29 protein-coding genes and 3 tRNA genes are annotated in these 21,193 nt (G+C 40.4%); 13 read left to right on the forward strand and 19 right to left on the reverse strand.

The genetic code is table 11. The features are described from left to right. Positions 1 to 6 precede the first annotated feature (6 nt). From PWP39_RS03545 to PWP39_RS03625, 17 genes are all read right to left on the reverse strand, one after another. Positions 7 to 885 carry an MEMO1 family protein gene (locus PWP39_RS03545; RefSeq protein ID WP_011012785.1) on the reverse strand — a complete coding sequence of 293 codons (879 nt, stop codon included), beginning with the start codon at positions 883 to 885 and terminating at the stop codon, positions 7 to 9. 47 nt (positions 886 to 932) lie between these two features. Beyond that, the gene (locus tag PWP39_RS03550; protein WP_011012786.1) at positions 933 to 1,970 is read right to left on the reverse strand and encodes a pyridoxal-phosphate dependent enzyme; all 1,038 of its coding nucleotides are present in this window, start codon (positions 1,968 to 1,970) and stop codon (positions 933 to 935) included. A gap of 41 nt (positions 1,971 to 2,011) precedes the next feature. Next, a complete protein-coding gene (rpsB, locus tag PWP39_RS03555) occupies positions 2,012 to 2,620 on the reverse strand; it encodes a 30S ribosomal protein S2 (protein ID WP_011012787.1) in 609 nt (202 codons plus the stop codon). A 13-nt stretch (positions 2,621 to 2,633) separates the two neighbouring features. After that, the gene (locus PWP39_RS03560; RefSeq protein ID WP_011012788.1) at positions 2,634 to 3,653 is read right to left on the reverse strand and encodes a hypothetical protein; all 1,020 of its coding nucleotides are present in this window, start codon (positions 3,651 to 3,653) and stop codon (positions 2,634 to 2,636) included. 6 nt (positions 3,654 to 3,659) lie between these two features. After that, positions 3,660 to 3,833 carry a DNA-directed RNA polymerase subunit K gene (locus PWP39_RS03565; protein ID WP_011012789.1) on the reverse strand — a complete coding sequence of 58 codons (174 nt, stop codon included), beginning with the start codon at positions 3,831 to 3,833 and terminating at the stop codon, positions 3,660 to 3,662. A 24-nt stretch (positions 3,834 to 3,857) separates the two neighbouring features. Continuing rightward, positions 3,858 to 3,934: transfer RNA gene (locus tag PWP39_RS03570), tRNA-Pro, on the reverse strand. 26 nt (positions 3,935 to 3,960) lie between these two features. Beyond that, complete coding sequence (locus PWP39_RS03575) at positions 3,961 to 4,158, reverse strand: DNA-directed RNA polymerase subunit N (RefSeq protein WP_010867658.1); 198 nt, start codon at positions 4,156 to 4,158, stop codon at positions 3,961 to 3,963. A gap of 59 nt (positions 4,159 to 4,217) precedes the next feature. Then, the gene (locus tag PWP39_RS03580) at positions 4,218 to 4,625 is read right to left on the reverse strand and encodes a 30S ribosomal protein S9 (protein ID WP_011012791.1); all 408 of its coding nucleotides are present in this window, start codon (positions 4,623 to 4,625) and stop codon (positions 4,218 to 4,220) included. 11 nt (positions 4,626 to 4,636) lie between these two features. Continuing rightward, a complete protein-coding gene (gene rplM, locus PWP39_RS03585) occupies positions 4,637 to 5,065 on the reverse strand; it encodes a 50S ribosomal protein L13 (protein ID WP_011012792.1) in 429 nt (142 codons plus the stop codon). 6 nt (positions 5,066 to 5,071) lie between these two features. Next, the gene (locus PWP39_RS03590; protein ID WP_011012793.1) at positions 5,072 to 5,434 is read right to left on the reverse strand and encodes a 50S ribosomal protein L18e; all 363 of its coding nucleotides are present in this window, start codon (positions 5,432 to 5,434) and stop codon (positions 5,072 to 5,074) included. Positions 5,435 to 5,502: 68 nt separating this feature from the next. Continuing rightward, a tRNA-Leu gene (locus PWP39_RS03595) sits at positions 5,503 to 5,590 on the reverse strand. A gap of 5 nt (positions 5,591 to 5,595) precedes the next feature. Then, positions 5,596 to 6,381: a DNA-directed RNA polymerase subunit D gene (locus tag PWP39_RS03600; protein ID WP_011012794.1), complete on the reverse strand. Its 786-nt coding sequence runs from the start codon at positions 6,379 to 6,381 to the stop codon at positions 5,596 to 5,598. Between the two features lie 33 nt (positions 6,382 to 6,414). Next, positions 6,415 to 6,828, reverse strand: a complete 414-nt coding sequence (locus PWP39_RS03605; RefSeq protein WP_011012795.1) for a 30S ribosomal protein S11 — start codon at positions 6,826 to 6,828, stop codon at positions 6,415 to 6,417. Next, the gene (locus PWP39_RS03610) at positions 6,825 to 7,367 is read right to left on the reverse strand and encodes a 30S ribosomal protein S4 (RefSeq protein ID WP_010867652.1); all 543 of its coding nucleotides are present in this window, start codon (positions 7,365 to 7,367) and stop codon (positions 6,825 to 6,827) included. Before PWP39_RS03610 ends, PWP39_RS03605 begins: the two co-directional genes overlap by 4 nt. Positions 7,368 to 7,385: 18 nt before the next feature. Beyond that, on the reverse strand, positions 7,386 to 7,832 hold the full coding sequence (locus PWP39_RS03615) for a 30S ribosomal protein S13 (RefSeq protein WP_011012796.1): 447 nt from the start codon (positions 7,830 to 7,832) through the stop codon (positions 7,386 to 7,388). A 37-nt stretch (positions 7,833 to 7,869) separates the two neighbouring features. After that, positions 7,870 to 7,956: transfer RNA gene (locus tag PWP39_RS03620), tRNA-Ser, on the reverse strand. After that, a complete protein-coding gene (locus PWP39_RS03625; RefSeq protein WP_011012797.1) occupies positions 7,942 to 8,529 on the reverse strand; it encodes a class I SAM-dependent methyltransferase in 588 nt (195 codons plus the stop codon). Before PWP39_RS03625 ends, PWP39_RS03620 begins: the two co-directional genes overlap by 15 nt. Before the next feature lie 94 nt (positions 8,530 to 8,623). Here PWP39_RS03625 and PWP39_RS03630 point away from each other — a divergent pair, with 94 nt between their 5' ends. After that, positions 8,624 to 9,124, forward strand: coding sequence for a hypothetical protein (locus PWP39_RS03630; RefSeq protein ID WP_014835590.1), 501 nt, complete (start codon positions 8,624 to 8,626; stop codon positions 9,122 to 9,124). Here the strand turns inward: PWP39_RS03630 and PWP39_RS03635 are convergent. Then, entirely contained in the window at positions 9,121 to 9,474 is a 354-nt protein-coding gene (locus PWP39_RS03635; protein WP_011012799.1) for a DUF3783 domain-containing protein, read from the reverse strand. The genes PWP39_RS03630 and PWP39_RS03635 overlap by 4 nt on opposite strands. Before the next feature lie 101 nt (positions 9,475 to 9,575). Between PWP39_RS03635 and PWP39_RS03640 the strand changes: the two genes are divergently transcribed. Both PWP39_RS03640 and PWP39_RS03645 read left to right on the forward strand, forming a co-directional pair. Continuing rightward, a complete protein-coding gene (locus PWP39_RS03640) occupies positions 9,576 to 11,321 on the forward strand; it encodes an ABC transporter ATP-binding protein (RefSeq protein WP_011012800.1) in 1,746 nt (581 codons plus the stop codon). Next, positions 11,311 to 13,047, forward strand: a complete 1,737-nt coding sequence (locus tag PWP39_RS03645) for an ABC transporter ATP-binding protein (protein ID WP_011012801.1) — start codon at positions 11,311 to 11,313, stop codon at positions 13,045 to 13,047. The genes PWP39_RS03640 and PWP39_RS03645 overlap by 11 nt, the downstream gene beginning before the upstream one ends. Here PWP39_RS03645 and PWP39_RS03650 read toward each other — a convergent pair. Further along, entirely contained in the window at positions 13,044 to 13,607 is a 564-nt protein-coding gene (locus PWP39_RS03650; protein WP_011012802.1) for a nitroreductase family protein, read from the reverse strand. The two genes, PWP39_RS03645 and PWP39_RS03650, sit on opposite strands and share 4 nt — an antisense overlap. Positions 13,608 to 13,815: 208 nt before the next feature. On the opposite strand from PWP39_RS03650, the gene PWP39_RS03655 reads away from it, so the two are divergent. The 10 genes from PWP39_RS03655 (at position 13,816) to PWP39_RS03700 (ending at position 21,105) form a co-directional block, all read left to right on the forward strand. After that, the gene (locus tag PWP39_RS03655) at positions 13,816 to 14,697 is read left to right on the forward strand and encodes an ATP phosphoribosyltransferase regulatory subunit (protein ID WP_288072694.1); all 882 of its coding nucleotides are present in this window, start codon (positions 13,816 to 13,818) and stop codon (positions 14,695 to 14,697) included. Then, the gene (hisG, locus tag PWP39_RS03660; protein ID WP_011012804.1) at positions 14,694 to 15,308 is read left to right on the forward strand and encodes an ATP phosphoribosyltransferase; all 615 of its coding nucleotides are present in this window, start codon (positions 14,694 to 14,696) and stop codon (positions 15,306 to 15,308) included. Before PWP39_RS03655 ends, hisG begins: the two co-directional genes overlap by 4 nt. After that, a complete protein-coding gene (gene hisD, locus PWP39_RS03665; RefSeq protein WP_288072696.1) occupies positions 15,298 to 16,425 on the forward strand; it encodes a histidinol dehydrogenase in 1,128 nt (375 codons plus the stop codon). Before hisG ends, hisD begins: the two co-directional genes overlap by 11 nt. Positions 16,426 to 16,491: 66 nt before the next feature. After that, entirely contained in the window at positions 16,492 to 17,022 is a 531-nt protein-coding gene (gene hisB / locus PWP39_RS03670) for an imidazoleglycerol-phosphate dehydratase HisB (RefSeq protein ID WP_011012806.1), read from the forward strand. After that, positions 17,022 to 17,606, forward strand: a complete 585-nt coding sequence (hisH, locus tag PWP39_RS03675; protein ID WP_011012807.1) for an imidazole glycerol phosphate synthase subunit HisH — start codon at positions 17,022 to 17,024, stop codon at positions 17,604 to 17,606. Before hisB ends, hisH begins: the two co-directional genes overlap by 1 nt. A 1-nt stretch (position 17,607) precedes the next feature. Continuing rightward, positions 17,608 to 18,330, forward strand: coding sequence for a 1-(5-phosphoribosyl)-5-((5-phosphoribosylamino)methylideneamino)imidazole-4-carboxamide isomerase (hisA, locus tag PWP39_RS03680; protein ID WP_011012808.1), 723 nt, complete (start codon positions 17,608 to 17,610; stop codon positions 18,328 to 18,330). Next, positions 18,299 to 19,054 (forward strand): imidazole glycerol phosphate synthase subunit HisF, encoded by a 756-nt coding sequence (gene hisF, locus PWP39_RS03685; RefSeq protein WP_014835588.1) that lies wholly within the window; start codon positions 18,299 to 18,301, stop codon positions 19,052 to 19,054. Before hisA ends, hisF begins: the two co-directional genes overlap by 32 nt. A 10-nt stretch (positions 19,055 to 19,064) precedes the next feature. Beyond that, positions 19,065 to 19,694, forward strand: coding sequence for a bifunctional phosphoribosyl-AMP cyclohydrolase/phosphoribosyl-ATP diphosphatase HisIE (gene hisIE, locus PWP39_RS03690; protein ID WP_014835587.1), 630 nt, complete (start codon positions 19,065 to 19,067; stop codon positions 19,692 to 19,694). Further along, positions 19,691 to 20,707 (forward strand): histidinol-phosphate transaminase, encoded by a 1,017-nt coding sequence (hisC, locus tag PWP39_RS03695; RefSeq protein ID WP_011012811.1) that lies wholly within the window; start codon positions 19,691 to 19,693, stop codon positions 20,705 to 20,707. Before hisIE ends, hisC begins: the two co-directional genes overlap by 4 nt. Beyond that, on the forward strand, positions 20,698 to 21,105 hold the full coding sequence (locus PWP39_RS03700) for an HAD family hydrolase (protein WP_288072702.1): 408 nt from the start codon (positions 20,698 to 20,700) through the stop codon (positions 21,103 to 21,105). Before hisC ends, PWP39_RS03700 begins: the two co-directional genes overlap by 10 nt. Positions 21,106 to 21,193 lie beyond the last annotated feature (88 nt).

Raw genomic sequence — 21,193 nt, forward strand, 5'->3', positions numbered from 1 at the left:
ACCCCCTCAAGCCTTCCTCATTACTATGCTAGCGTATCCCACTATTGCATCTGTGCTCCGACTAACTTCAAAGCTCGTAGTGTAGTGAAGAAGCTCTGCTTCAATTGCCCCAGCAAGCTTAGAGTAGACTATTCCAACTCCTACTCCACCTGGGCCGCACATGGTATGATTCATAGCATTTATTTCCTCAAACATTCCCTCTACATCAAAGTCAAGTATCCTTCTAATTACTCTCATATCCCACTCCTTTACTAGGTTGGGTAATTCATCAGCTCTAGCCCTGAACGGAACGTAGCCATAAAATTCTCCATAGTGCATAAAGTCAGTGCTTGCTATAACCACAATATCTCTTCCAAGCTCCTGGGAAGCCTCGTAAATTGCTTTTCCTAGTGCATAAGATACTTCTTCATCTTGTATTCCTAGGGTTATTGGAACTATCTTAACATCTTTTCCGGAAAGTTCTGCCAAATACTGTATAAATGGAAGTTGGACTTCTATGGAGTGCTCGTATTTGTGAGCTAAGTCATCTAAATCTGCTATCTCGGAAAGTTCAGTGATTCTCCTTGCCAGCTTTTCATCAACCTTTATTCTCCCTAGCGGAGTTTCCCACTCACCTTTTGGATAGACAGCGATGGGCGAACCAAGTCCAGTATGATTTGGGCCAAGTATCACAAAGACCTCTGGAAGACCATCCTCATATATGGCCTTGTATGTTCTAGAAGCGGTGTAGCCTGAGAATATGTAGCCCGCATGAGGAGCAACACCTGCGGTGATTCTCCTTGAGTTTCCTTCCTCCCCTAAATCAGTGAAGAACCTTTTGAGCATTTCCACAAGCTCTGCATCATCTGGATAAAACTGCCCTGCAACAACAGCACGCCTTATCATCTTTCTCACCAAAAAATATTGTTATGCGAGATATTTTAACGATTTCTTCAGAAGGAACTGTGAAGTTTAAGACCACTTCCGGTAAGTGGGACTACGAAGGATTTTCCCTCATCTTCAAAAAATTTAAGGGCCGCGTATGCTACCGCTGACGTAGGTTCAACGATAAATCCCATTCTATAGAGCTCAGTAAGAGCTTGCCTAGTCACCCTTTCCCCAATACTTATGCACGACCCATTTGACTCTTTAATAATCCGAAACATCTCCTCTTTCCTGGGTGGATTAGGTATAGCTATTCCATCAGCCAAGACGTTTGCCTCACTATTACTCCTTTTACACAAACTTTCAAATCCTTTAGCTTGAACAGCTATCATTTTGGGGAGCCTAGATATCTCCCCCATTTCAAACAACTCCTTAAATCCCTTCCATATTCCTATGAAGAGCGTTCCACTTCCTGTTGGAACTACAACATATTCAGGCACTCCCACCTGCTCATAGATTTCATATGCCACTGTTTTTGTCCCCTCGAGAAAATATGGATTCAACCAGTGGGAGAGATAAGGAATGTTGTTTTCCCTTGAGTACTTAACGGCTTCTTCATGAACTTTCATTCTATCTCCTTCAACTATATGAAGCTCTGCTCCAAATGAAGATAACAAAGAGAGTTTTTCCTTTCTAGTATTAGATGAGACAAAAATGTGAGTTCTAATGTTGGAGAACGCTGAGTATACTGCCATGCTAATAGCAGCATTCCCAGAACTATCTATCACAATCTCCTTAATTTTTAACTCTTTAAGTTTTGCAACAGTTACATAAGTTCCTCTGTCCTTAAAAGACCCCGTGGGATGAAGATACTCCAACTTAAATATGACATTTTTAACTTTACTAACAGGTGTTACAGGAGGATGGAGATAGGGGAGAAATCTCTCATTGACAGGCAGATAGGGCAAATATCTTCTCATGTCAAAATATCTTCTCTGTGGAGCAAAGGATGAATACTTTCTTTCAACCAACAGAGTTCCTTCACACTCGCACTGAATTCTCAAATCTTCTTCATAAACTCTATTGCATTTTGTACATCTCAACAATTAAATCCACCAAGAAACAAAAGTAAAGAAAAAATAAAAATTTACCTTCTCACGATCTTCATCTCGAATTCTTCAACGGGTATCTTGAAGTCTTCCCTGCTCTGTATCTCTCCTCTGTTGTAGAGAATTTCTCTTGCGAGTATCCAATAAATTAAGGCCAAAGCTTTTCTTCCCTTGTTATTTGTAGGAATTGCAAGGTCAACATAGCTTAATAGATTTTCAGTATCTACTAGAGCCACTATTGGGATACCAATTTCAACGGCTTCTCTCATAGCTTGGTGATCAGCTCTTGGGTCTGTAACAATTAGAACATCTGGCTCAAAGAAGTTTTTAACTGCTGGGTTGGTCATCGTTCCTGGAAGAAATCTTCCTGGAATCGCTCTAGCTCCGGTAACTTCACCAAACTTCTTGACTGGTTTTTGGCCATAGAGTCTAACACTCACTGCAAGTATGCTCTGAGGCTCAAATTTTGCTAGGAACTTTCCAGCAACCTTTAGCCTTTCATCAGTCTTCCTGACGTCTAAAACGTATAGTCCATCTTGCCTTACCCTGTAGATAAACTTCTTCATGTCTTTGGTTTTTTGCTGTGTTCCTATGTGCACTCCAGCAGCCAAATACTGGTCGAGTGGAACTAGATACTCATCAGCCATTTCTCAACACCCCCTATTCTTCAAACGTTATTATCCTACCTCTTTCACCCAACTCTTCAGCAATTCTATTCAATTCATTTATTTTTTCAACAGAGTTCATGTGGATCAGCATGGCAGGACATCTCAAACCCAGGGCAAGGTGTGGTAGAGTTTCATCTGCAGGCTCATATTTACTTTCGGACAAAATTGGGGTTATTTTTTCTGCTTTCACATCATTCACGAAGTTGTATAGATCAGTGAGCGTTCCCAGGTTTATAGGTTTTATTGATAATGCGTTATAGTACTTCCTGTCGAGTATGTTATACTTCCTGTACAGGTACTCCCCGTCTATAAATACCCCATGGGTGCCAGCTATCAGCTCTAGAAATAGCTCTGGAGTTCCAATGGGCTTTATGTAAGCAATATTGTAGTCCTCAACAATTTCTAGAACCTTTTCGGTTTCCAGCTCTTTTCTCATTGTAATACCAAGGCTAACCTCCAAACCTAATTCCAAACCAACTTGCTCGGAAGCCTTTGATAGCTCTTCTAAGGAGAGGGAAAAATCTAGTAGGCGAACAACGGCATCTATGATATCAGTGACTTCCAGGAGGTCTCTCACTATCACGTGATATTCAAAATTTTCATCAGCTCCAAATGTAACTACTGGCACTGGGAGTTCGGTTGTGAATGTACCTCCTATATAAGAGTACAAGGAGATATTCCTAGAATTCGCGGCAGCTTTTGCCACAGCTACGGAAACTGCCAGTGCTGTATTTGCTCCTATATGGCTAAAGTTATCAGTACCATCAATTTCCCAAAGGTAGCTATCAATAAGCTCTTGATCAATTGCATCAAACCCTATCAACTCTGGGCCAATTATTTCATCAACTTCACTGACAGCTCTCCTTGCCTCAGCTATATAGAGGGCAGGATTTTCATCAATGGGAGCAGCGAACCTACCAAAACTTTCATCAGTAACAACGTCAACTTCTACAGAGTATTGTCCTCCCCTTAAAACGACAATTCTCCCAATTATATCTTGAATAATGCTCATCTTCCATCAGCTCGGTCTGATTACTGTTATTGGGATTACACCCTTTTCAAACTCCAAGATAGCTGCTTCAAGCGGTGTTATTCCCGGAGGCACGTCTATGAGGACGGGTGCTCCCATGGAAATTTGAAGGGCTCTTGCTCCTATAATCCTAGCTTTCTCAAACCTCGTATACTTGAACATGTACTCATCACCTTTGCGATATTTTGGTGGGGCCGCCGGGATTTGAACCCGGGTCTCCGGCGCCCCAGGCCGGGAGGATAGCCAAGCTACCCCACGGCCCCACTTAAATAAAGAAAGGGTGGTTTTTTCAATACACTCTGTAATGCATTATGTCATCAATTAGCTCTACATGACTTAGGAGCATTCTCCTACAGCAGTACCTTTCTAAACCCAAATCGTCAAGGACCTTTTCGGGATCTTCCCCAGCTTCTACCCTTCTTTTAAACTCATAGTATTTATCTCCAATCACCTTACCACATGTGAAACATCTAACAGGTACAATCACGGGACTTGCCCCCATCCGTTTTCGATAATAAAAGAGTTTTTAAAATTAACGGAAAGAGTTCAACGATAACTCTTCTGTCTCTTAGCTCTTGGACCCTTTGTAGATCTGTTTGGCTTGTGAGGTTCAGTTCTTCTTGGATCTCCTACAAGCATCGTTCTATCGTACTTCATGAATTTCTCCTTAAGGCTCATGTCCCCAGTCCACTCTACAAGAGCTCTCGCAATTGCCATTCTTGCTGCTTCGGCTTGTCCCATGAATCCTCCGCCTTCTACCTTAACATCTATGTCAACGCTGTTCCAAATCTCTTCTCCTGCAAGGATTAAAGGTTCTAAGATTGTAAATCTTGCAATCTCTGGCTCGATAATCTCAACAGGCTTACCGTTAATCCTAACTCTTCCCTTCCCCTCTCTAATAACAGCTCTAGCAATAGCAGTCTTTCTCTTTCCAGTAGTTTGAATGATCCTCATTATTCACCACCTCAGAACTTTCCTCCCAGGAATTTTGCAACCTCACCAACGGTAACATACTTTGGTCTTGAAAGCCTTGACACATGAGCCTCAATAATAGTCTCAAGCTCCTTACCTTGGAACTCCTTGGGAATTCCCACATAAACCTTAAGCCTCTTAAAGGCCTTCCTTCCCCTGTCGGTCTTCCATGGGAGCATGCCTCTTATTGTTCTTCTCACAATTTCGTCGCTCCTCTTGGGATAGAATGGTCCTCTCCTGGGGTTTGTTAATGTCCTTAATTCTGTCCTTTGCTTGTACTTCTTAAAGATTACATCTCTGTTTCCAGTGATTACAGCCTTTTCAGCATTAACTATGACAACTTCTTCACCCTCAAGGAGCATCTTTGCAACCTTTGATGCCAATCTTCCAAGTATTAAACCTTCAGCGTTAATAATCCTCATGGCCCATCACTCCATTATTCTTACTCCACTTCCAGTCGGATTTCTTTCAATGAGCTCTTCAATTGTTATAGCCTCCCCACCAGCCTCAATGATCTTTCTTCTAGCTGTTTCGCTGAACTTCCAAGCTGCAACGATAACTTTCTTTTCTAGCTTTCCAGCTCCAAGAACGCTTCCTGGAACAACGATCATTTCTCCGTCGTTGGCATATCTGTTGATCTTACTTACATTAACTTCTGCCCTCTGCCTTCTAGGTCTTTCTAACCTCCAAGCTACGTCTTTCCATATCTTGACTCCATATTCATTTGACTTTTTCCTAAGGTATCTAATGAGCCTCCTAAGATTTGGATCAGTTGGACCTGTTCTCTTCATAAATGCATTCCCCCTATCTTTTTATCTCGCCGCAGGGAAACCGACAAGGGCGGGGTGAGCGTAAATACTGGTGCGGGGGCGGGGATTTGAACCCCGGAACCCCTACGGGACGGGACCCTGAATCCCGCGCCTTTGACCAGGCTCGGCAACCCCCGCAGGGATCAAGAGGTCAATTTTTGAAGTTCACTTATAAACCTATCGGCCTTTCTCATCAAGATTTTAAGAGCTATGGATACTATTTCCTCTACGGGGAGCTCTCCGTTTGTTTCAACTGTAAATATGTAAGTATTTGGCACTATCTCCTCCCAGATTTCCTTACCTTCATACTCTTCGAAATCCTTTGGTATGTAGAAAGGTTTTATTGTTGTCACTAGTACTTCTTCCTCAGTTTCTTCCACAGGAAGACCCCTTTTCTTTGCAAGTTTTTTCAGCTCCTTCCATTCGGGGATTGACTTGCTGATATGAACGATAGTGTAGTACTTGTAATACACAAATCCAGGTTGCCACTTAGCATGATCCTTTCCTCTACCAAGCTTGGCATAGGCATTAAATACAAGTCTTTGTCCCTCAGCGAGCTTTACAATTGGAATGTTTGGATTTACAGGTTTTACATCCGGATCATCACTCTTTAAATCACCTGAATATACAATCCCTGGGCCTTCAGCTTCTAGAGAGAGAGTTACCGTGTAATCATCAAGTTCTAATGCGTCCAACTCAAACCTATCAACTGGAGTAGTTAGTGGAATCATTGCTAATCTGTGGGCAATGATTTCATCAAAAAGTGCTGAGTCGTTTTCATAAAATTCTACTTCATCAACTGCAAATGTTGGGACTTCCCCTAAAATTGTCCTTCTTAGTGCATTTGCAAACGAAACATGAACCCCCTTTAAGACAAACTTAATAGAATCTTCCTTTTTTTCAAGAATCTGAACTTCAATTCCGGCCATTTCCCCTCCTCCACAAAAATAAAGTTGAAAAGATCAGACACGCCTACCTCTTCTACCACCCTTTGGCCTAGTACCATCGTGTGGTATTGGAGTAACATCCTCAACTCTACCTATTTTCAAGCCTGCTCTAGCCAAAGCTCTAATTGCTGCCTGTGCCCCAGGTCCAGGAGTCTTGCTCTTGCTTCCTCCTGGGGCTCTAACTCTAATGTGAACGCCTACAATTCCCTTTTCAAGGGCCTCTTCTGCTGCTCTCCTTGCCGCAAGCATTGCAGCGTATGGAGAAGGCTCATCTCTGTCAGCTTTAACTACCATACCACCGCTCCATCTGCTTATTGTTTCAGCACCTGTTATGTCAGTAATATGAATAATCGTGTTGTTGAAGCTTGAATAGATGTGAGCAATTCCCCACTTCTCCTTCTTCTTAATGTTAACTTGCTCCTCGCTCATGCCTCACCACCTTGCTTAGCCTTTTCTATCATCATTCTCTCCGGGTGCTGTGGGTTAGCAAACGGAGATGTTCTCGCGTATGTTATTGTGTCTTCCTCTTCCTTAAGGACGAGATAGCTTGGAGACCTTATTATCTGGCCATTAACTTCAATGTGCCCGTGAACGATAAGCTGTCTTGCTTGCCTCATGGTTCTAGCAAGTCCCTTCTTGTATACGATAGTTTGAAGTCTTCTCTCTAGAATGTCCTCAATTGTTAGTGAGAGGACATCATCAAGAACTGCATCCTCTGGAAGTAAACCAAGTCTCTTAAGCCTAGCAAGCAATTGCTCTCTCTCAATTTCAGCTTGCTTACCTCTCGCAGCAAGCAACCTTCTTGCCCTTCTTCTGAAGTTCTTAAGTTGTGTTTCGTGCTTCCAAAGCTCCTTCTTGTTCTTGAGCTCGTACTTATCCATAAGGACTCTTTCTCTATCAAGCCTCTCCTTAATCCACGGATGTGGTGGAGTTTCATACTTCTTCCTTTGCCTCTTAGGATCACCCATATCTTACACCTCCCATCCTCACTTCTTCTTCCTGCTAACACCGACAGTTTGACCTCTTCTGAAGTTAGACCTAGTTCTCTGTCCTCTAACTGGGAGACCAAGCTCGTGTCTAATTCCACGGTATGCCCTAATTCTCCTGAGTCTCATGATATCCTCTCTGATTGCCATGTCAAGTTTTGCAGTGATGAGATGTAGATCCCTACCAGTCTCATAGTCCTTAGGCCTGTTAACTGCCCACCTAGGAATTCCATGAGCTACGGGGTCAGCTAGTATTTCTTCAATTTTCTTTACTTGCTCATCAGTCAAGTATCCTGCCTTCATAAATGGGTCTAACCCTGCAACTCTGCAGACCATTGTAGCGAAGTTTATTCCTATTCCTTTAATAGCAGTGAGCGCCCATCTTAACTGCTTATTTCCGTCTAAATCAACTCCCGCCACACGAACTATATGCCTAAAGTTAGCCATTTTATCACCCCTACACTTGTGTCGGAAAGATTTATTCTGGCGCCGGGACGGGGATTTGAACCCCGGCGGGCAAACGCCCACGGGCTCTCAAGGCCCGCGCCCTACCAGGCTAGGCTATCCCGGCATACACCCTATATCCCGAACCTTTGGCTAACTCAACTACTTCGGTGAAGGTGTCCTCCATGAGGGATTTAATAAATTTTGCCCCCAATTTAGTCTTAACTACTATCTGAAGCATGCCGCCATCGTGAAGGTATTTAGGAGCATTTATAACTATTTCCCTCAAAATTTCCTTTCCTGCATGAATTGGGGGATTGGTAATTATAGAGTGGAATTTTTCTCCCTTAACGGGCTCGTAAAGATTTCCCCATCTAACCTCGGCATTAGTGACATTGTTAATTTTTAAATTTTTTCTTGCGATTGATACAGCCCTCCTGTTTATATCAGACATGACAACGTACTCAACAAATCGAGAGGCCACAATACCTATAGGCCCATAACCACATCCTAGATCAAAAACTCTCCAGTTAGGCCTTAGAACCATACTCTCTATTAAGAGTTCAGTCCCCCTATCAAGCTTTCCAAAGGAAAAAACACCGCTGGCAGTTATAAACTTAAAACAATACCCTCTAATGCAGACTTCAATTGTTTTTGTCTTTAACGGCCCACCAGGAGTTTCTGAATAGTAGTGGCTCACATCCAAAAATATTTGTGAGAAGCTTATAAATGTGGGGGCCCACTTCTCCACAACAGTTAAAAATATTAAAATTTATAAAAACTTAGTGAAACATATGAATTCTAGATCTATGAATCTTAAAGCAATGCTCATAATAGGAATAACAATTCTTTTTCTTGGTTGTTTAGCTCAAAAAGAACAGGAAGCGTCCAAAGAGGGAATACTTCGCATAGGAGTCAAAATAGAAGAGAAAGAAGGCAACAAAGTTCTAACAAAGATTTTCATAAAAAATGTGGGAAATTCCACAGTCAGAGTAGCTAAGCCAATATACTTTGTTACCTTAAAGTTTGAGCTCTATAAGGGAAATGAGAGTATGAAATTCAGAGGTCCCGTACCAACTTACCTTCCCCTAACTAAAGAGGAAACAAAAGTTCTTAAACCTAGGGAAACCTTAGAAGCAGAATACATTGTTGACCTCTGCTGGTGGAATGTCACTAAAGGAGAATATACCCTCGCTGTTATTTATGATACAATAGAAACAAAGAGCCAAGGTGTAGATTTCGTCAGGCAAAGACTAGTCATAAAACAGAACGTCACGGCAAAAGAAACATGTTAACCTAATTTAAAGCTTTTCATTGCCATAAAGTATTGGTGTTCGCGAATAAGTTCATTTAATAACTCCTCAAGTCTCCAAGTTAGAGAGATAGGGGTAGTTACTGCAAATATAACGTTATTAAAAGCTGTCTTAACTGTTTTGATTATCTTCTTTATCTCTTCGGATGAAGCACCATGGATGATTATGAACCTTTGAAAATGCCAATCGCATCTACCTTCAAGTGAATCCCTTTGAATAATCTCCTCGACTACTAAATCTTTGCAATATTCGGGGATACATACTACATCTCCAACTAGCTCTCTTAGTTTTTCAACCTCACTGTCAGAAAACCCAATTGCAAGTATCCTCATGAAGCTATCTTTGTACAATCACCATTTAACTTTTTTGACTCGGGTAGATGGATATCTTAACCAACAAATTTTTATAGTAGCGAGAAAATATATCATGATGTATGTCCAGCTCACTATCCCAGTTAAGGAGACTGCTTGGGTACCTAAGAAACCACAAACTGGAATTCTTAACTGGCATTATATTAGTTGTATTCATGTCCTATGCAAGCAGTGTAATCCCCATCCTTATAAAAGAGGCAATAGACAAGGGGATCTCAACTAAAAACTATGAATTTGCCCTAAGATATAGTCTCATAATTTTGGGAGTTGCCGTTTTGCAAGGAGCTTTTAGCTTCACTGCACGTTATTTACTTGTAAAATCCGCGCAACACGCTGTTTATGACCTTAGAATGGATGCCTTTAGAGCCATACAGAGGCATAACATTGAGTTCTTTGACAAAACGTATTCTGGGCAACTAATAAGTAGAATAACTAACGATACAGAGAGAATAACGAGATTCCTATCCTTTAGAATTAGGATGTTCGTTTACTCTATGTTCCTCATAGCAATGTCCCTTTACTATATGAGCAGAATGAGTGGAATCTTATCAGCTGTAGCCTTTGTAACAATTATCATTGTTGTCCTAATAAACACAACATATGCAAAAAAAGTAAGGCCAATTTATGACAAGGTAAGGCATCAAACGGGAGTCATAGCTTCAGTAGCAACGGCCTCAATATCTGGTATAAAGACAATTAAGGCCCTAGCCGCTGAAAGATTTATTCAGGGGAAATTCTCAAATGAAAATGAGAAATTATACAAGTTCAACATAGATGCCACAAGGATAACGGCAATCTATGGAAATGCGTCATTTCTTGTTTTAGGGCTTGCAATGGGAACTATGGTTTATTATGGAGGAAAAGGAATAATTGAAGGATTACTAACAGTGGGAGAACTTGCAGCTTTCTTGACATATATGCTAACATTAATGTGGCCACTGAGAGCTTTAGGATTTACAATAGGGGACATACAAAGGAGTTTAGCTGCAGCCTCCAGGCTCTTTGAGATAATTGATAGTGCACCAAAGTCTATCGATCCTCCAGATGCTGTAGAGATAAAGAATCCTAAAGGAAAAATCGAGTTCAAGGATGTCTGGTTTACTTATCACACTGGGAAAACAGTGCTAAAAGGAATAAATCTGACAATAAACTCAGGAGAGAAAGTTCTAATAACTGGACCTCCTGGGTCTGGTAAAAGTACAATCCTTAAACTTATTGCCAGATTTTACGAGCCCACCAAGGGGCAGATACTAATTGATGACATTGACATAAGGAAAATAAAAACAGAAAACTTGAGAAAAATCGTTGCCTACGTTCCCCAAGAGCCCTTCATATTTAACAGAACCATTAGAGAAAACATTGCATTGGCAAAGCCTCATGCCGAAATAAATGAAATTATTAAGGCTGCAAAAATAGCCAAAATCCACGACTTTATATCTACTCTTCCAAACGGTTACGAGACCATAGTTGGAGAAAAAGGAGTTACGCTCTCAGGCGGCCAGAGACAGAGAATTGCTTTAGCGAGAGCATTACTTTTAGAACCCAAGATTATACTTCTTGATGATCCCGTGTCGAACTTAGATGCCAAAACAGAAAAAGAGCTTGTTGAGGATCTAAAGGATATTCTTAAGGACAAGACCGCAATAATAGTCTCCCAACGTCTTTCTTTGGCAAAGATAGTTGATAGAGTTGTTGTTATGAAAGATGGAAACATCGTTGAGGAAGGCTCCCCCGAAGAATTGGCAAAGAAAGGAGGACTGTTCAGCGAGATGCTAGCAAGTATGAAGGGTGAGAAAAATGGAGAGTAACTCAACACTTTTTCTCATCAAAAGATTCATCGGAGAAGTAACTAGGCAGAAGAAAATACTTGGAATAATACTCCTTTCAATAATAGGATTAACGTTAACAAACTTAGCTTCTCCCTACATTTTAAGAATTATAATTGACGAATACCTTGTCCCTAGGAAGCTGGAAGGCCTGGGGTTTATTACAGCACTGTACCTTTTAACGTTGATAGGCCAGTGGGCGTTTATGACTCTCCAAACCTACTACATTGAGGTATTTGGTCAAAGAGTGCTGAGAGAGTTAAGGAGTAAATTGCATGAAAAAATGTTAATCTCCAACCTTGATTTTTTTAAGAACAAATCTACGGGAGATTTAGTTTCTAGAATAATAAATGATACTAATATGGTAAATGATGTCTTGGTTTCAGGACTTTTGAGCGGGGTTAGTAGCATTCTAAGCCTGTCTGGAATAATCATAGCGATGTTCCTACTAGATGTTAGACTGACACTCGTAACATTGACAAGCGTCCCATTAATGGTAGCTATAGCCCTTTACTTTGGAGGAAAGATGAGAAGAGCTTATAGGGAGACGAGAGAGAAAATAGCAAGGATATCAACCATAGTAGAAGAAAGCGTTGCTGGTATTGAAACCATAAAGGCATTTGGAAAAGAAAGGGATGTAGAGAAGGACTTTTCCCTCGCATCAATAGAAACTATAAAGGCTTACCTCAGAGTTGCTGTATATATGGGTATCTTCTGGCCTCTAATGAACATAACTAGCCTACTTTCAGTTATAATTGTCATAGCCTACGGAGGATATTTAGCGTATAAGGGAGCCGTAAGCATAGGTGTTGTAGTTGCCTTCATTCAGTATGCCCAGAGATTTAGAGGACCAATTAATAACGTCGTAAGTATGTATGACAGCTTACAGTCTGCATTAGCGGCATTAGAGAGAATATATGAAATTTTAGACGATGAAAACGTTGAAGATTACAAAGGAATTAACGTTGAAAGATTAACTGGAGAAATAAAATTTGAAAACGTGTGGTTTGAATACGAAAAAGGAATACCCGTATTAAAGAACATTAACCTCCATATTTCACCTGGAAGCAAAGTTGCAATAGTTGGAAAGACTGGAGCAGGAAAAACAACTATGATTAACCTAATTTTAAGATTCTACGATCCTAATCAGGGAAGAATTCTCTACGACGGCATTGAAGGAAGAAAAATAAGTAGAGAAAGCCTTAGGAAGAGGATTGGATATGTCCCCCAAGAGACGTATCTCTTCCCAGGAACCATTATGGAAAATATTCTAATAGGAAATCCGGAAGCAAAAGAAGAAGATGTAGTTAGGATATGCAAAGAGCTTGGAATCCATGATTTCATAATGAAACTTCCCAATGGGTATGAAACTACGGCAGGAGAAGCTGGAAAGTTGTTGTCAGTAGGAGAGAGACAACTAATTTCCATAGCAAGGGCTCTCCTAAAAGATCCAGATATTGTTATTCTAGATGAGGCCCTCTCTAGTGTAGATCCTAAAACCGAAAGTCTTGTACAACGGGCAATGTTAAAGCTTATGGAGGGAAGAACAAGCATAATAATTGCCCATCGCTTGACAATAACGCAGTATGCAGACAAAATTGTAGTTCTCGAGGATGGAAAAATCGTGGAAGAGGGTAGCCCTCAAGAGTTACTTGAGAAAAGAGGATACTTCTACACCTTATACACCACCCAGGTTGAGGAAATCTAAAACTTGTTAAAGGAAACAACTTCTTCAATACTTTTCCTCTTTAGCTTTGGCTTCGGATCATCTGGGTATCCTACTGGGAGTATTACCTGAAGCCTCCATTCCCTGGGAACTTGAAGAAGTTCTTCTATTGGCCGTGTATTTGGAGGAGTGTAGGTAACTGTTCCAAGTTCTACCTCTTCTAAGGCTAAAAGGAAGTATCCCACAGCAATCCAAACTGATTGAAGCCAATAAGGAGCTTTCGTATATCCAAATACCAATACTAAATACGGAGCCTCTGTTAGAAAAGGTTTTTCTGGAGTGAATTCATTCTCCACTAACCATTCTTTCAACTCCCCCTTAATTCTCTCATAGAATTTTTCCTCCTCTACTTCACATACTTCTCTTATTCTGGCCTTTAATTCCGGATTGTCAATTACTACAAATTTCCAAGGTTGAGCGTTCATTCCACTAGGAGCTTCTTTGGCTGTCTCAATCGCCTTGAAAACTAATTCAATTGGAGGTCTATCCTTCGAAAATTTCCTCACTGTTTTTCTTCGCTTTGCAAGCTCTAGTACCCTCATGGGAGTAGCTTGAGATATTGTAAAATATAAACCTTACCACTTACCAAACGTAAAATTTCTTGTCAAAAATTCATAAAAGCAACCATTAAATTTATTAAGGTACTAAAGAAGTCTAAGTGGTTTTGACCATGCTAGCCTTTGCATACCTACACCTTCATCATCATTGATCTCTATTCTCTCTTCACTTGGTTAGTTGGAGGTGTTTTCTATGTGGGCTAAGAGAAGCATGGAGGAGTATATTAAAATTGCTGAAATTGCAAACAAGCTTCGCTCGATTTTTCAACTCTGGGGATATAAAGAAGTGGTATTTCCAATTATCGAGGAATACTCACCTGAAATTAGAAAAGGAACAAAATTTGCCTATAATAACTTGTTCTATCTAATCTCCCCAGACGTCACATCAAGAATACTAAAACAGTTCAAAGACGGAAATGCAAAGGTATTCTACATAGCAGAGGTCCTAAATGGTGATGTTAAGGGAGAATGGCAGGCTGGAATAGAGTTCATTGGAGGAAAAGGTCTGGGAATGTATCTTGAAGCTCTTTCGATAGCAATAACATCCCTAGAAAGTCTTGGAATTACAGAATTCTACATCGACATTGGAAGCATTGAGGTTTGGAAAGAACTAAGCGGAGAATACTGGCCCAAAATAAAAGAAGCCCTAATAAAGCGAAACTTTGAGATAATAGAAAATATTCCAATTCCCAAGGACAAAAAAGACAAGATGTGGGAGTTATTTAATTTTAGGGGAAGAAGAAGTGGAATAGAAAAATTAGACACTATAGTTGATTCCATAGAGGATCCAAGGGTGTTTATAGACCTAGGAACTGTTCGTCCACTTCCCTACTATACCGACATAATATTCGAAATATACTCTCCCCAGGTAGGAAAACCAATAGGGGGAGGAGGAGAATATGAGGTTAGAGGAAAGCAGGCGATTGGCTTCGTTTTCTACTTAAATAGGTTGCTAAGTCTTTACAGACCGAAAGATAGGGCAAGAAAAGTTATTTCTGAAATAGATCCTAAGAAAGCATATTCCACAGCTAGAGAAATGGTGAGACTAGGAATTCCAGTGGAGGTGAGGTTATGAGGTTTGTTTTACCAAAGGGAAGGCTTTACCAAGATTCGATAAAAGTACTAGAACTCGCTGGAATAAAAGTTCCAAAGAGAGACGAAAGAGCTCTAATCTGGGGGGATGGAAATAACGAATTCCTTTTAGCTAGAGCGTTTGACGTTCCCGTTTATGTTGAACATGGAATTGATATAGGAATAGCGGGGAGTGATGTAGTAGAAGAGAGAGGAAGTGACGTGTTTATCCCCCTGGAACTACCTTTCGGAAAATGCAGGTTAAGTATAGCTGTCCCCAAGGAGAAAGTTGTAGACCCAGAAAATATGGATGGTTACAAGATTGCAACAAAATATCCCAACATAACAAAGAGGTACTTTGAAAATCTCAATATTGAAGTTGAAGTGATAAAACTCCACGGAAGTATAGAGCTAGCTCCAAGAATAGGAATAGCTGATGCAATAGTTGACATAGTGGAAACAGGAAATACATTAAGATCAAATGGACTCGTTGAAGTTGCAAAGATAATGGATGTTTCAGCGCTCCTCTTAGTAAATCGCATTTCTCAAAAGATGTTCTTTGAAGAAATTAATTCTTTCATAACAAAAATTAGGAGGTCTGTTTATGGACATTGAAGAATACGTCAGGGAGATTTTGAAAGATATCCGGGAAAGAGGATTAGAGGCAATAAGAGAGTACTCAAAAAAATTCGACGGATATGAAGGCCCATTTGAAGTCTCAAAGGAGGAGTTTAAGGAAGCTGAAGAAAGAATTCCAGAAAGGGATAAAGAAATTATAAAGAGAACTCTCAAGAGAATTGAGAAATACCATAGAAAACAACTAAAGCAGGACATTTTATACATCGAGAATGGCTCTCTCTATGGGCTAATATACAAGCCACTCAAGAGAATAGGGATATATGTCCCAGGTGGGAAACCGCTGCCTTCAACTCTAATGATGGTAGGAGTCCCCGCAAGGGTCGCTGGAGTTAAGGAAATCGTTGTAACAAACCCACCCAAAGATGGGAAAGTAAATCCATACATCCTGTACATAGCAAAACTCCTCAAGATTGAAGAAGTATACAAGCTCGGAGGAATTCAGGCAATAGCTGCCATGGCTTATGGTATTGGAATGAAAAAGGTCCAAAAGATCTTTGGGCCTGGGAATAAGTTTGTCAATGAAGCAAAGAGACAAGTTTTTGGAATTGTCGGGATAGACAGTTTGGCTGGCCCTTCTGAAATAGCAGTAATTGCAGATGAAAGTGCGGATAAAGATTTCGTTCTTTACGATTTGTTAAGCCAATTAGAACACGGAAAAGATAGCAAGGCATGGTTATTGACGACGTCAAAAGAACTAGCAGATTACTGTAATAGAGAGGGAATAACAGTTATCGTGTGTAGCTCTCTTGAGGAATGCTGTAAGAAAGCTAATGAAATAGCTCCAGAACACCTTGAGATAATAACTAGAGAACCCCTAAAATTGGTAGACTTAATTGAAAATGCAGGTGCGATATACCTAGGGCTATACACACCAGTTCCTGCAGCTGACTACTTCTTAGGAGTTAATCACGTTCTCCCAACGGGAGGTGCGGCAAAATTCATGGGTGTTCTCACAGTTTGGGACTTCATGAAGCCAATAAGCATTGCAATGGTTAGTAGAGAGGAGTTTATCTCTGAAAGAGAGCTGGGAATAAGATTAGCTGAAATAGAAGGAATGGAACTCCACAAAAAGAGCTTGGAGGTTAGAAAATGAGAAAGAAGGCTAATCATTGTGAAATCAACTGTGTAATTAAAGATACCTTTTATTGGGGTGAAGAAAGTGAGGAGAACTACAAAAGAAACGGATATAATTGTAGAAATCGGGAAAAAAGGAGAAATAAAGACAAATGACTTAATCCTAGATCACATGCTTACTGCCTTTGCATTTTATCTAGGAAAGGACATGAGGATCACGGCAACGTATGACTTGAGGCACCACTTATGGGAAGATATTGGAATAACCCTTGGAGAAGCGCTTAGAGAGAATCTTCCAGAAAAGTTCACAAGGTTTGGGAATGCAATAATGCCAATGGACGATGCTCTTGTCTTAGTTTCAGTGGACATTTCAAATAGACCCTATGCAAATGTGGATGTAAACATAAAAGATGCAGAAGAAGGATTCGCAGTTTCTCTCCTAAAAGAATTTGTTTGGGGGCTCGCTCGCGGACTTAGAGCTACGATCCACATAAAACAACTAAGCGGTGAAAATGCCCACCATATAGTAGAGGCCGCATTTAAGGGGCTTGGAATGGCTCTGAGAGTAGCAACTAAAGAGAGTGAGAGAGTTGAAAGCACAAAGGGGGTATTGTAATGGATAGAATTGCAATAGTCGACCTAGGAATTGGTAATCTAGCAAACGTAAAGAAGGCCCTAAAAGGATATATAACTAGCGATCCTTACGAGATAGAGAAAGCAGACAAAATTGTTCTTCCCGGGGTTGGCAATTTCGGGGCCGTGGTGGACAAACTCGCCCCAATAAAAGATATAATCATTGAGGGAATAAACGAGGGAAAGCCCTTCCTGGGAATATGTCTTGGAATGCAACTTCTTTTCGAGGAAAGTGAAGAAAGCCCAGGAAAAGAGGGACTTGGAATATTCAAAGGAAAAGTTGTGAAACTAAAAAATGTAAGAACCCCACATATTGGCTGGAACCAGGTGTGGATAAAGAAGGAATGCAAGCTCTTTGAGGGGCTAAAGAATGGCAGCTATTTTTACTTTGTTCACTCCTATCATGCCGTCCCACAAGACCCCGATATAATAGCAACAACTACAGACTATGAAAATGCAGAGTTTGTCTCCTCAGTATGCTTTGAAAACATATTTGGCGTCCAGTTCCACCCAGAAAAGAGTAGCAAAAATGGTCTTATACTCCTAAGAAACTTTAGGAGGTTATAAAATGAAGTTTAGAATTTACCCAGCCATTGATATAATGGATGGAAAAGTAGTAAGGTTGTATAAAGGAAAGAAGGACGAAGTAAAGGTGTATGGAGATCCACTGAAGTTTGCAGAGAAATTTTCAGAATACGTGGATAAAATCCACATAGTGGATCTGGATGGGGCATTCTCCGGCAAACCCCAAAATCTTGACATTGTAGAGAAGATAATTAGAGATGTTGGAGTAAGAGTGCAGATAGGGGGAGGATTTAGAGATTATGAGTCGATCAAGAAGGCGTACGACATAGGAGTTGAGAATGTAATTATAGGAACAAAAGCCCTTGATATCTCTTTTTTGGAAAGAATAACCTCAGAATTCGAGGGAATAACAGTCAGCTTGGACTCCAAAGGGGGAAAGATTTTCACCAAAGGTTGGATAGAGGAAGAGAGCCTTCTTGTAGAGGATGCATACAAAATGCTCCGAAAATTCGTTAATAGGTTTGTATACACAGTCATAGATAGAGACGGTACCCTCCTGGGAATAGAGAAAATCAAAAGGTTCTGGGGAGATGAAGAATTTATTTATGCAGGAGGAGTGGCAACACCTACCGATATAATTCAGCTGGCTGAAATAGGGTTTTCTGGCGTTATTATTGGGAAGGCTTTGTATGAAGGAACTATCTCTCTTGAAGAAGCTTTGGAGGTTGCTAAAAGTGTTGGCAAGAAGAATTATAGCAGCTCTTGACATAAAAGATGGTAGGGTTGTTAAAGGAATAAAATTCAAGAACATTAGAGATGCTGGAGATCCAATAGAACTAGCTAAAAGGTATGAGAGCGAAGGAATTGACGAGATAGTCTTTCTAGATATTACTGCCTCCTACGAAAAAAGGAAAATCCTTCTCGACTTGGTAGAAAGAGTAGCAGAGGAAATCTACGTTCCTTTTACGGTGGGAGGAGGTATAAGAACAGTTGAAGAGGCAAGAGAAATAATTAGACGAGGGGCCGACAAGATATTTATCAATACAGCCGCCGTGGAAAATCCCTCCTTAATTAAAGAGATCGCTGACCTCATAGGCTCAGCAAACTTAGTTGTTGCTATAGATGCCAAGTGGAACGGAAAATTCTGGGAAGTTTATACACACGGGGGAAGAAAGCCCAGGGGAATGGACGCTGTTGAGTGGGCCAAAAGAGTAGAAGAACTGGGAGCAGGTGAAATTCTCCTCACGAGCATGGACACCGATGGAACAAAGCAGGGATTTGACATTCCACTAACAAAAGCAGTTGTTGATGCCGTAAATATTCCCGTTATAGCCTCTGGAGGGGCTGGAAAACCAGAACACTTTTTAGAAGTATTTAGGATAGGTTCTGATGCTGCATTAGCGGCATCAATTTTCCACTATGGTGAATATACGGTAAGGGAACTGAAGATGTTTCTTGCCAAAAATGGAATTCCAGTTAGACTTGATTAGAGGTGAGCATATGGAAATTGAAAAGTTATTGGAGCAAGTAAACTGGGAAAAGAACAATGGGATTGTCCCCGTCATAGTTCAGGATGAAAAAGGAGAAGTTCTTACACTTGCATATATGAACAAAGAAGCCCTTAGAAAAACTCTTGAAACGGGAATTGCCCACTACTACTCACGTTCCAAGGGTAGAATTAGAATGAAAGGAGAAGTTAGTGGGAATATACAGACAGTTAAAGAGATAAAAATTGATTGTGACAATGACGCCCTCTTGCTAATAGTTTCTCCAAAAGGACCTGCCTGTCACACTGGAAACTATTCATGCTTTTATAGAAAGCTTGGAGAACCAGAGAGAGTGCTCCCAATAGATTATTCTCTTTCAATTCTAAAGGAGCTCGAAGAGATAATAAAAAGAAGGAAAGAAACCCCCGTTGAAGGTTCATATACGTCCAAACTTTTTAAGGAAGGGAGAGAAAAGATCTACAAAAAATTTGGAGAAGAAGCTATAGAAGTCCTCGTTGCTGAGAAAAGGGAAAGGATAATCTACGAAGTTGCAGACTTATTATATCACCTTCTAGTGCTCCTTACATATAATGACATTTCTCTAGGAGAGGTTATGAACGAGTTAAGGAGGCGGAGAAAGTGATCTGGGAAGAAATTCTAAACTTCGAGCCCTATAGAGCCGTAGAAGGAAACTACAGAATATGGCTTGATAAAAATGAAAGTCCCTATGACCTCCCTCCCCAACTTAAAGAGGAGATATTAGAAGAACTCAAGAGAATAGAGTTTAATAGATATCCTCACATAACCTCAGACCCTCTAAGAGAGGCCCTCGCAGAATTCTACGGACTAAAAAAAGAAAACATAGCCGTTGGGAATGGTAGTGACGAACTAATAAATTATCTTGTGAAGATGTTCAAGGGAAAGTACATAGTCGTTACCTCCCCCACTTTTGGCATGTATTCATTTTTTGCGAAGCTTCATGGAATTCCAGTGAAAGACATTCCCCTAAAGGAGGACTTCACAATTGATGGAGAGAGAATTGCAGAAGAAGGAAAAGCAGCATCAGCAATTTTCATAGCCTCACCAAACAACCCTACGGGAAACTCTCAACCAGAAAATGAAGTCCTCAAAGTTCTAGACTCTGGGAGAGTAGTTATACTTGATGAAGCCTATTCTGAGTTTTCGGGAAAAAGCTTCATACCAAAAATCAGTGAGTATGAAAATTTAGTAATTCTAAGGACGTTTTCAAAGGCGTTTGGACTTGCTGGAATTAGATGTGGATATATGATAGCAAATGAAAAGATTATAGATGCTTTATACAGAATACTCCCTCCATACAATCTTAATTCCTTGACAATGACAGTGGCTATAAAGATGTTAGAACACTATGATATTGTCAAGAGAAGAATTAAACTTATTGTAAAGGAACGAGAAAGAATTAGAAGAGAATTTATAGAATACTCCTATCCGAGTGAAGCTAACTTTCTTCTTATGAAGCTCGATGCATACGATTATCTTCTAAAGAAGGGGATTGTCGTGAGAAAGTTATCTGGAAGGCTAGAGGGTCACATTAGGGTAACAATAGGAAAAAAATGGGAAAATGATGAGCTGATTAAAGCCCTAAAAGAATTCCTGGAGGAGTGCAGATGTGGATAGTCTTTGATGTAGATGGTGTACTCATAGACACTAGCGAGAGTTATGATATGGCAACAAAGCTCACAGTAGAGTACTTTCTTTCCCACCTGGGAATTAAGAAGGAAGTTTCTTTAGAGATAATAAGGGACATGAGAAAGAAAGGAGTATTTTCGGATGATTTTGAACTCAGTGAAGCATTAATTTTAATGTATCTTTCAGGAGAAGACCTTCCAAAAGGAGAAGGAGTTGAATATTTAAGGCAGAAGTTAGGAATTGTACTAGATAGAAAAGACATCGAAAGGGTGTTTAATACGTTTTATCTTGGCGAAATATATCCTAACAGCATTTTCAAGTTTGAAGGACTTTGGAGAAAAGAGAAGAGAATTGTTGATATCGAATTATTAAAGAGATACTGTTAGGATAAGCGGTAGATACTGTCAGGATAACTGGGGCATCACCTCTTGAAGCCACTCAGTCACATCACCAGGCGGACAACCAAACCGAGAA

Source organism: Pyrococcus sp. (genome assembly GCF_030153625.1).
In the GTDB taxonomy this organism is placed as follows: domain Archaea; phylum Methanobacteriota_B; class Thermococci; order Thermococcales; family Thermococcaceae; genus Pyrococcus; species Pyrococcus furiosus.

What these genes read in the sequence shown, in the direction of transcription:
- PWP39_RS03545 (WP_011012785.1), bottom strand. Translation starts at nt 885, where the DNA reads ATGATAAGGCGTGCTGTTGTTGCAGGGCAGTTTTATCCAGATGATGCA.
- rpsB (WP_011012787.1), bottom strand. Translation starts at nt 2,620, where the DNA reads ATGGCTGATGAGTATCTAGTTCCACTCGACCAGTATTTGGCTGCTGGA.
- PWP39_RS03560 (WP_011012788.1), bottom strand. Translation starts at nt 3,653, where the DNA reads ATGAGCATTATTCAAGATATAATTGGGAGAATTGTCGTTTTAAGGGGA.
- PWP39_RS03565 (WP_011012789.1), bottom strand. Translation starts at nt 3,833, where the DNA reads ATGTTCAAGTATACGAGGTTTGAGAAAGCTAGGATTATAGGAGCAAGA.
- PWP39_RS03580 (WP_011012791.1), bottom strand. Translation starts at nt 4,625, where the DNA reads ATGAGGATCATTCAAACTACTGGAAAGAGAAAGACTGCTATTGCTAGA.
- rplM (WP_011012792.1), bottom strand. Translation starts at nt 5,065, where the DNA reads ATGAGGATTATTAACGCTGAAGGTTTAATACTTGGAAGATTGGCATCA.
- PWP39_RS03590 (WP_011012793.1), bottom strand. Translation starts at nt 5,434, where the DNA reads ATGAAGAGAACAGGTCCAACTGATCCAAATCTTAGGAGGCTCATTAGA.
- PWP39_RS03600 (WP_011012794.1), bottom strand. Translation starts at nt 6,381, where the DNA reads ATGGCCGGAATTGAAGTTCAGATTCTTGAAAAAAAGGAAGATTCTATT.
- PWP39_RS03605 (WP_011012795.1), bottom strand. Translation starts at nt 6,828, where the DNA reads ATGAGCGAGGAGCAAGTTAACATTAAGAAGAAGGAGAAGTGGGGAATT.
- PWP39_RS03610 (WP_010867652.1), bottom strand. Translation starts at nt 7,367, where the DNA reads ATGGGTGATCCTAAGAGGCAAAGGAAGAAGTATGAAACTCCACCACAT.
- PWP39_RS03615 (WP_011012796.1), bottom strand. Translation starts at nt 7,832, where the DNA reads ATGGCTAACTTTAGGCATATAGTTCGTGTGGCGGGAGTTGATTTAGAC.
- PWP39_RS03630 (WP_014835590.1), top strand. Translation starts at nt 8,624, where the DNA reads ATGAATTCTAGATCTATGAATCTTAAAGCAATGCTCATAATAGGAATA.
- PWP39_RS03635 (WP_011012799.1), bottom strand. Translation starts at nt 9,474, where the DNA reads ATGAGGATACTTGCAATTGGGTTTTCTGACAGTGAGGTTGAAAAACTA.
- PWP39_RS03640 (WP_011012800.1), top strand. Translation starts at nt 9,576, where the DNA reads ATGTCCAGCTCACTATCCCAGTTAAGGAGACTGCTTGGGTACCTAAGA.
- PWP39_RS03645 (WP_011012801.1), top strand. Translation starts at nt 11,311, where the DNA reads ATGGAGAGTAACTCAACACTTTTTCTCATCAAAAGATTCATCGGAGAA.
- PWP39_RS03650 (WP_011012802.1), bottom strand. Translation starts at nt 13,607, where the DNA reads ATGAGGGTACTAGAGCTTGCAAAGCGAAGAAAAACAGTGAGGAAATTT.
- PWP39_RS03655 (WP_288072694.1), top strand. Translation starts at nt 13,816, where the DNA reads ATGTGGGCTAAGAGAAGCATGGAGGAGTATATTAAAATTGCTGAAATT.
- hisG (WP_011012804.1), top strand. Translation starts at nt 14,694, where the DNA reads ATGAGGTTTGTTTTACCAAAGGGAAGGCTTTACCAAGATTCGATAAAA.
- hisD (WP_288072696.1), top strand. Translation starts at nt 15,298, where the DNA reads ATGGACATTGAAGAATACGTCAGGGAGATTTTGAAAGATATCCGGGAA.
- hisH (WP_011012807.1), top strand. Translation starts at nt 17,022, where the DNA reads ATGGATAGAATTGCAATAGTCGACCTAGGAATTGGTAATCTAGCAAAC.
- hisA (WP_011012808.1), top strand. Translation starts at nt 17,608, where the DNA reads ATGAAGTTTAGAATTTACCCAGCCATTGATATAATGGATGGAAAAGTA.
- hisIE (WP_014835587.1), top strand. Translation starts at nt 19,065, where the DNA reads ATGGAAATTGAAAAGTTATTGGAGCAAGTAAACTGGGAAAAGAACAAT.
- PWP39_RS03700 (WP_288072702.1), top strand. Translation starts at nt 20,698, where the DNA reads ATGTGGATAGTCTTTGATGTAGATGGTGTACTCATAGACACTAGCGAG.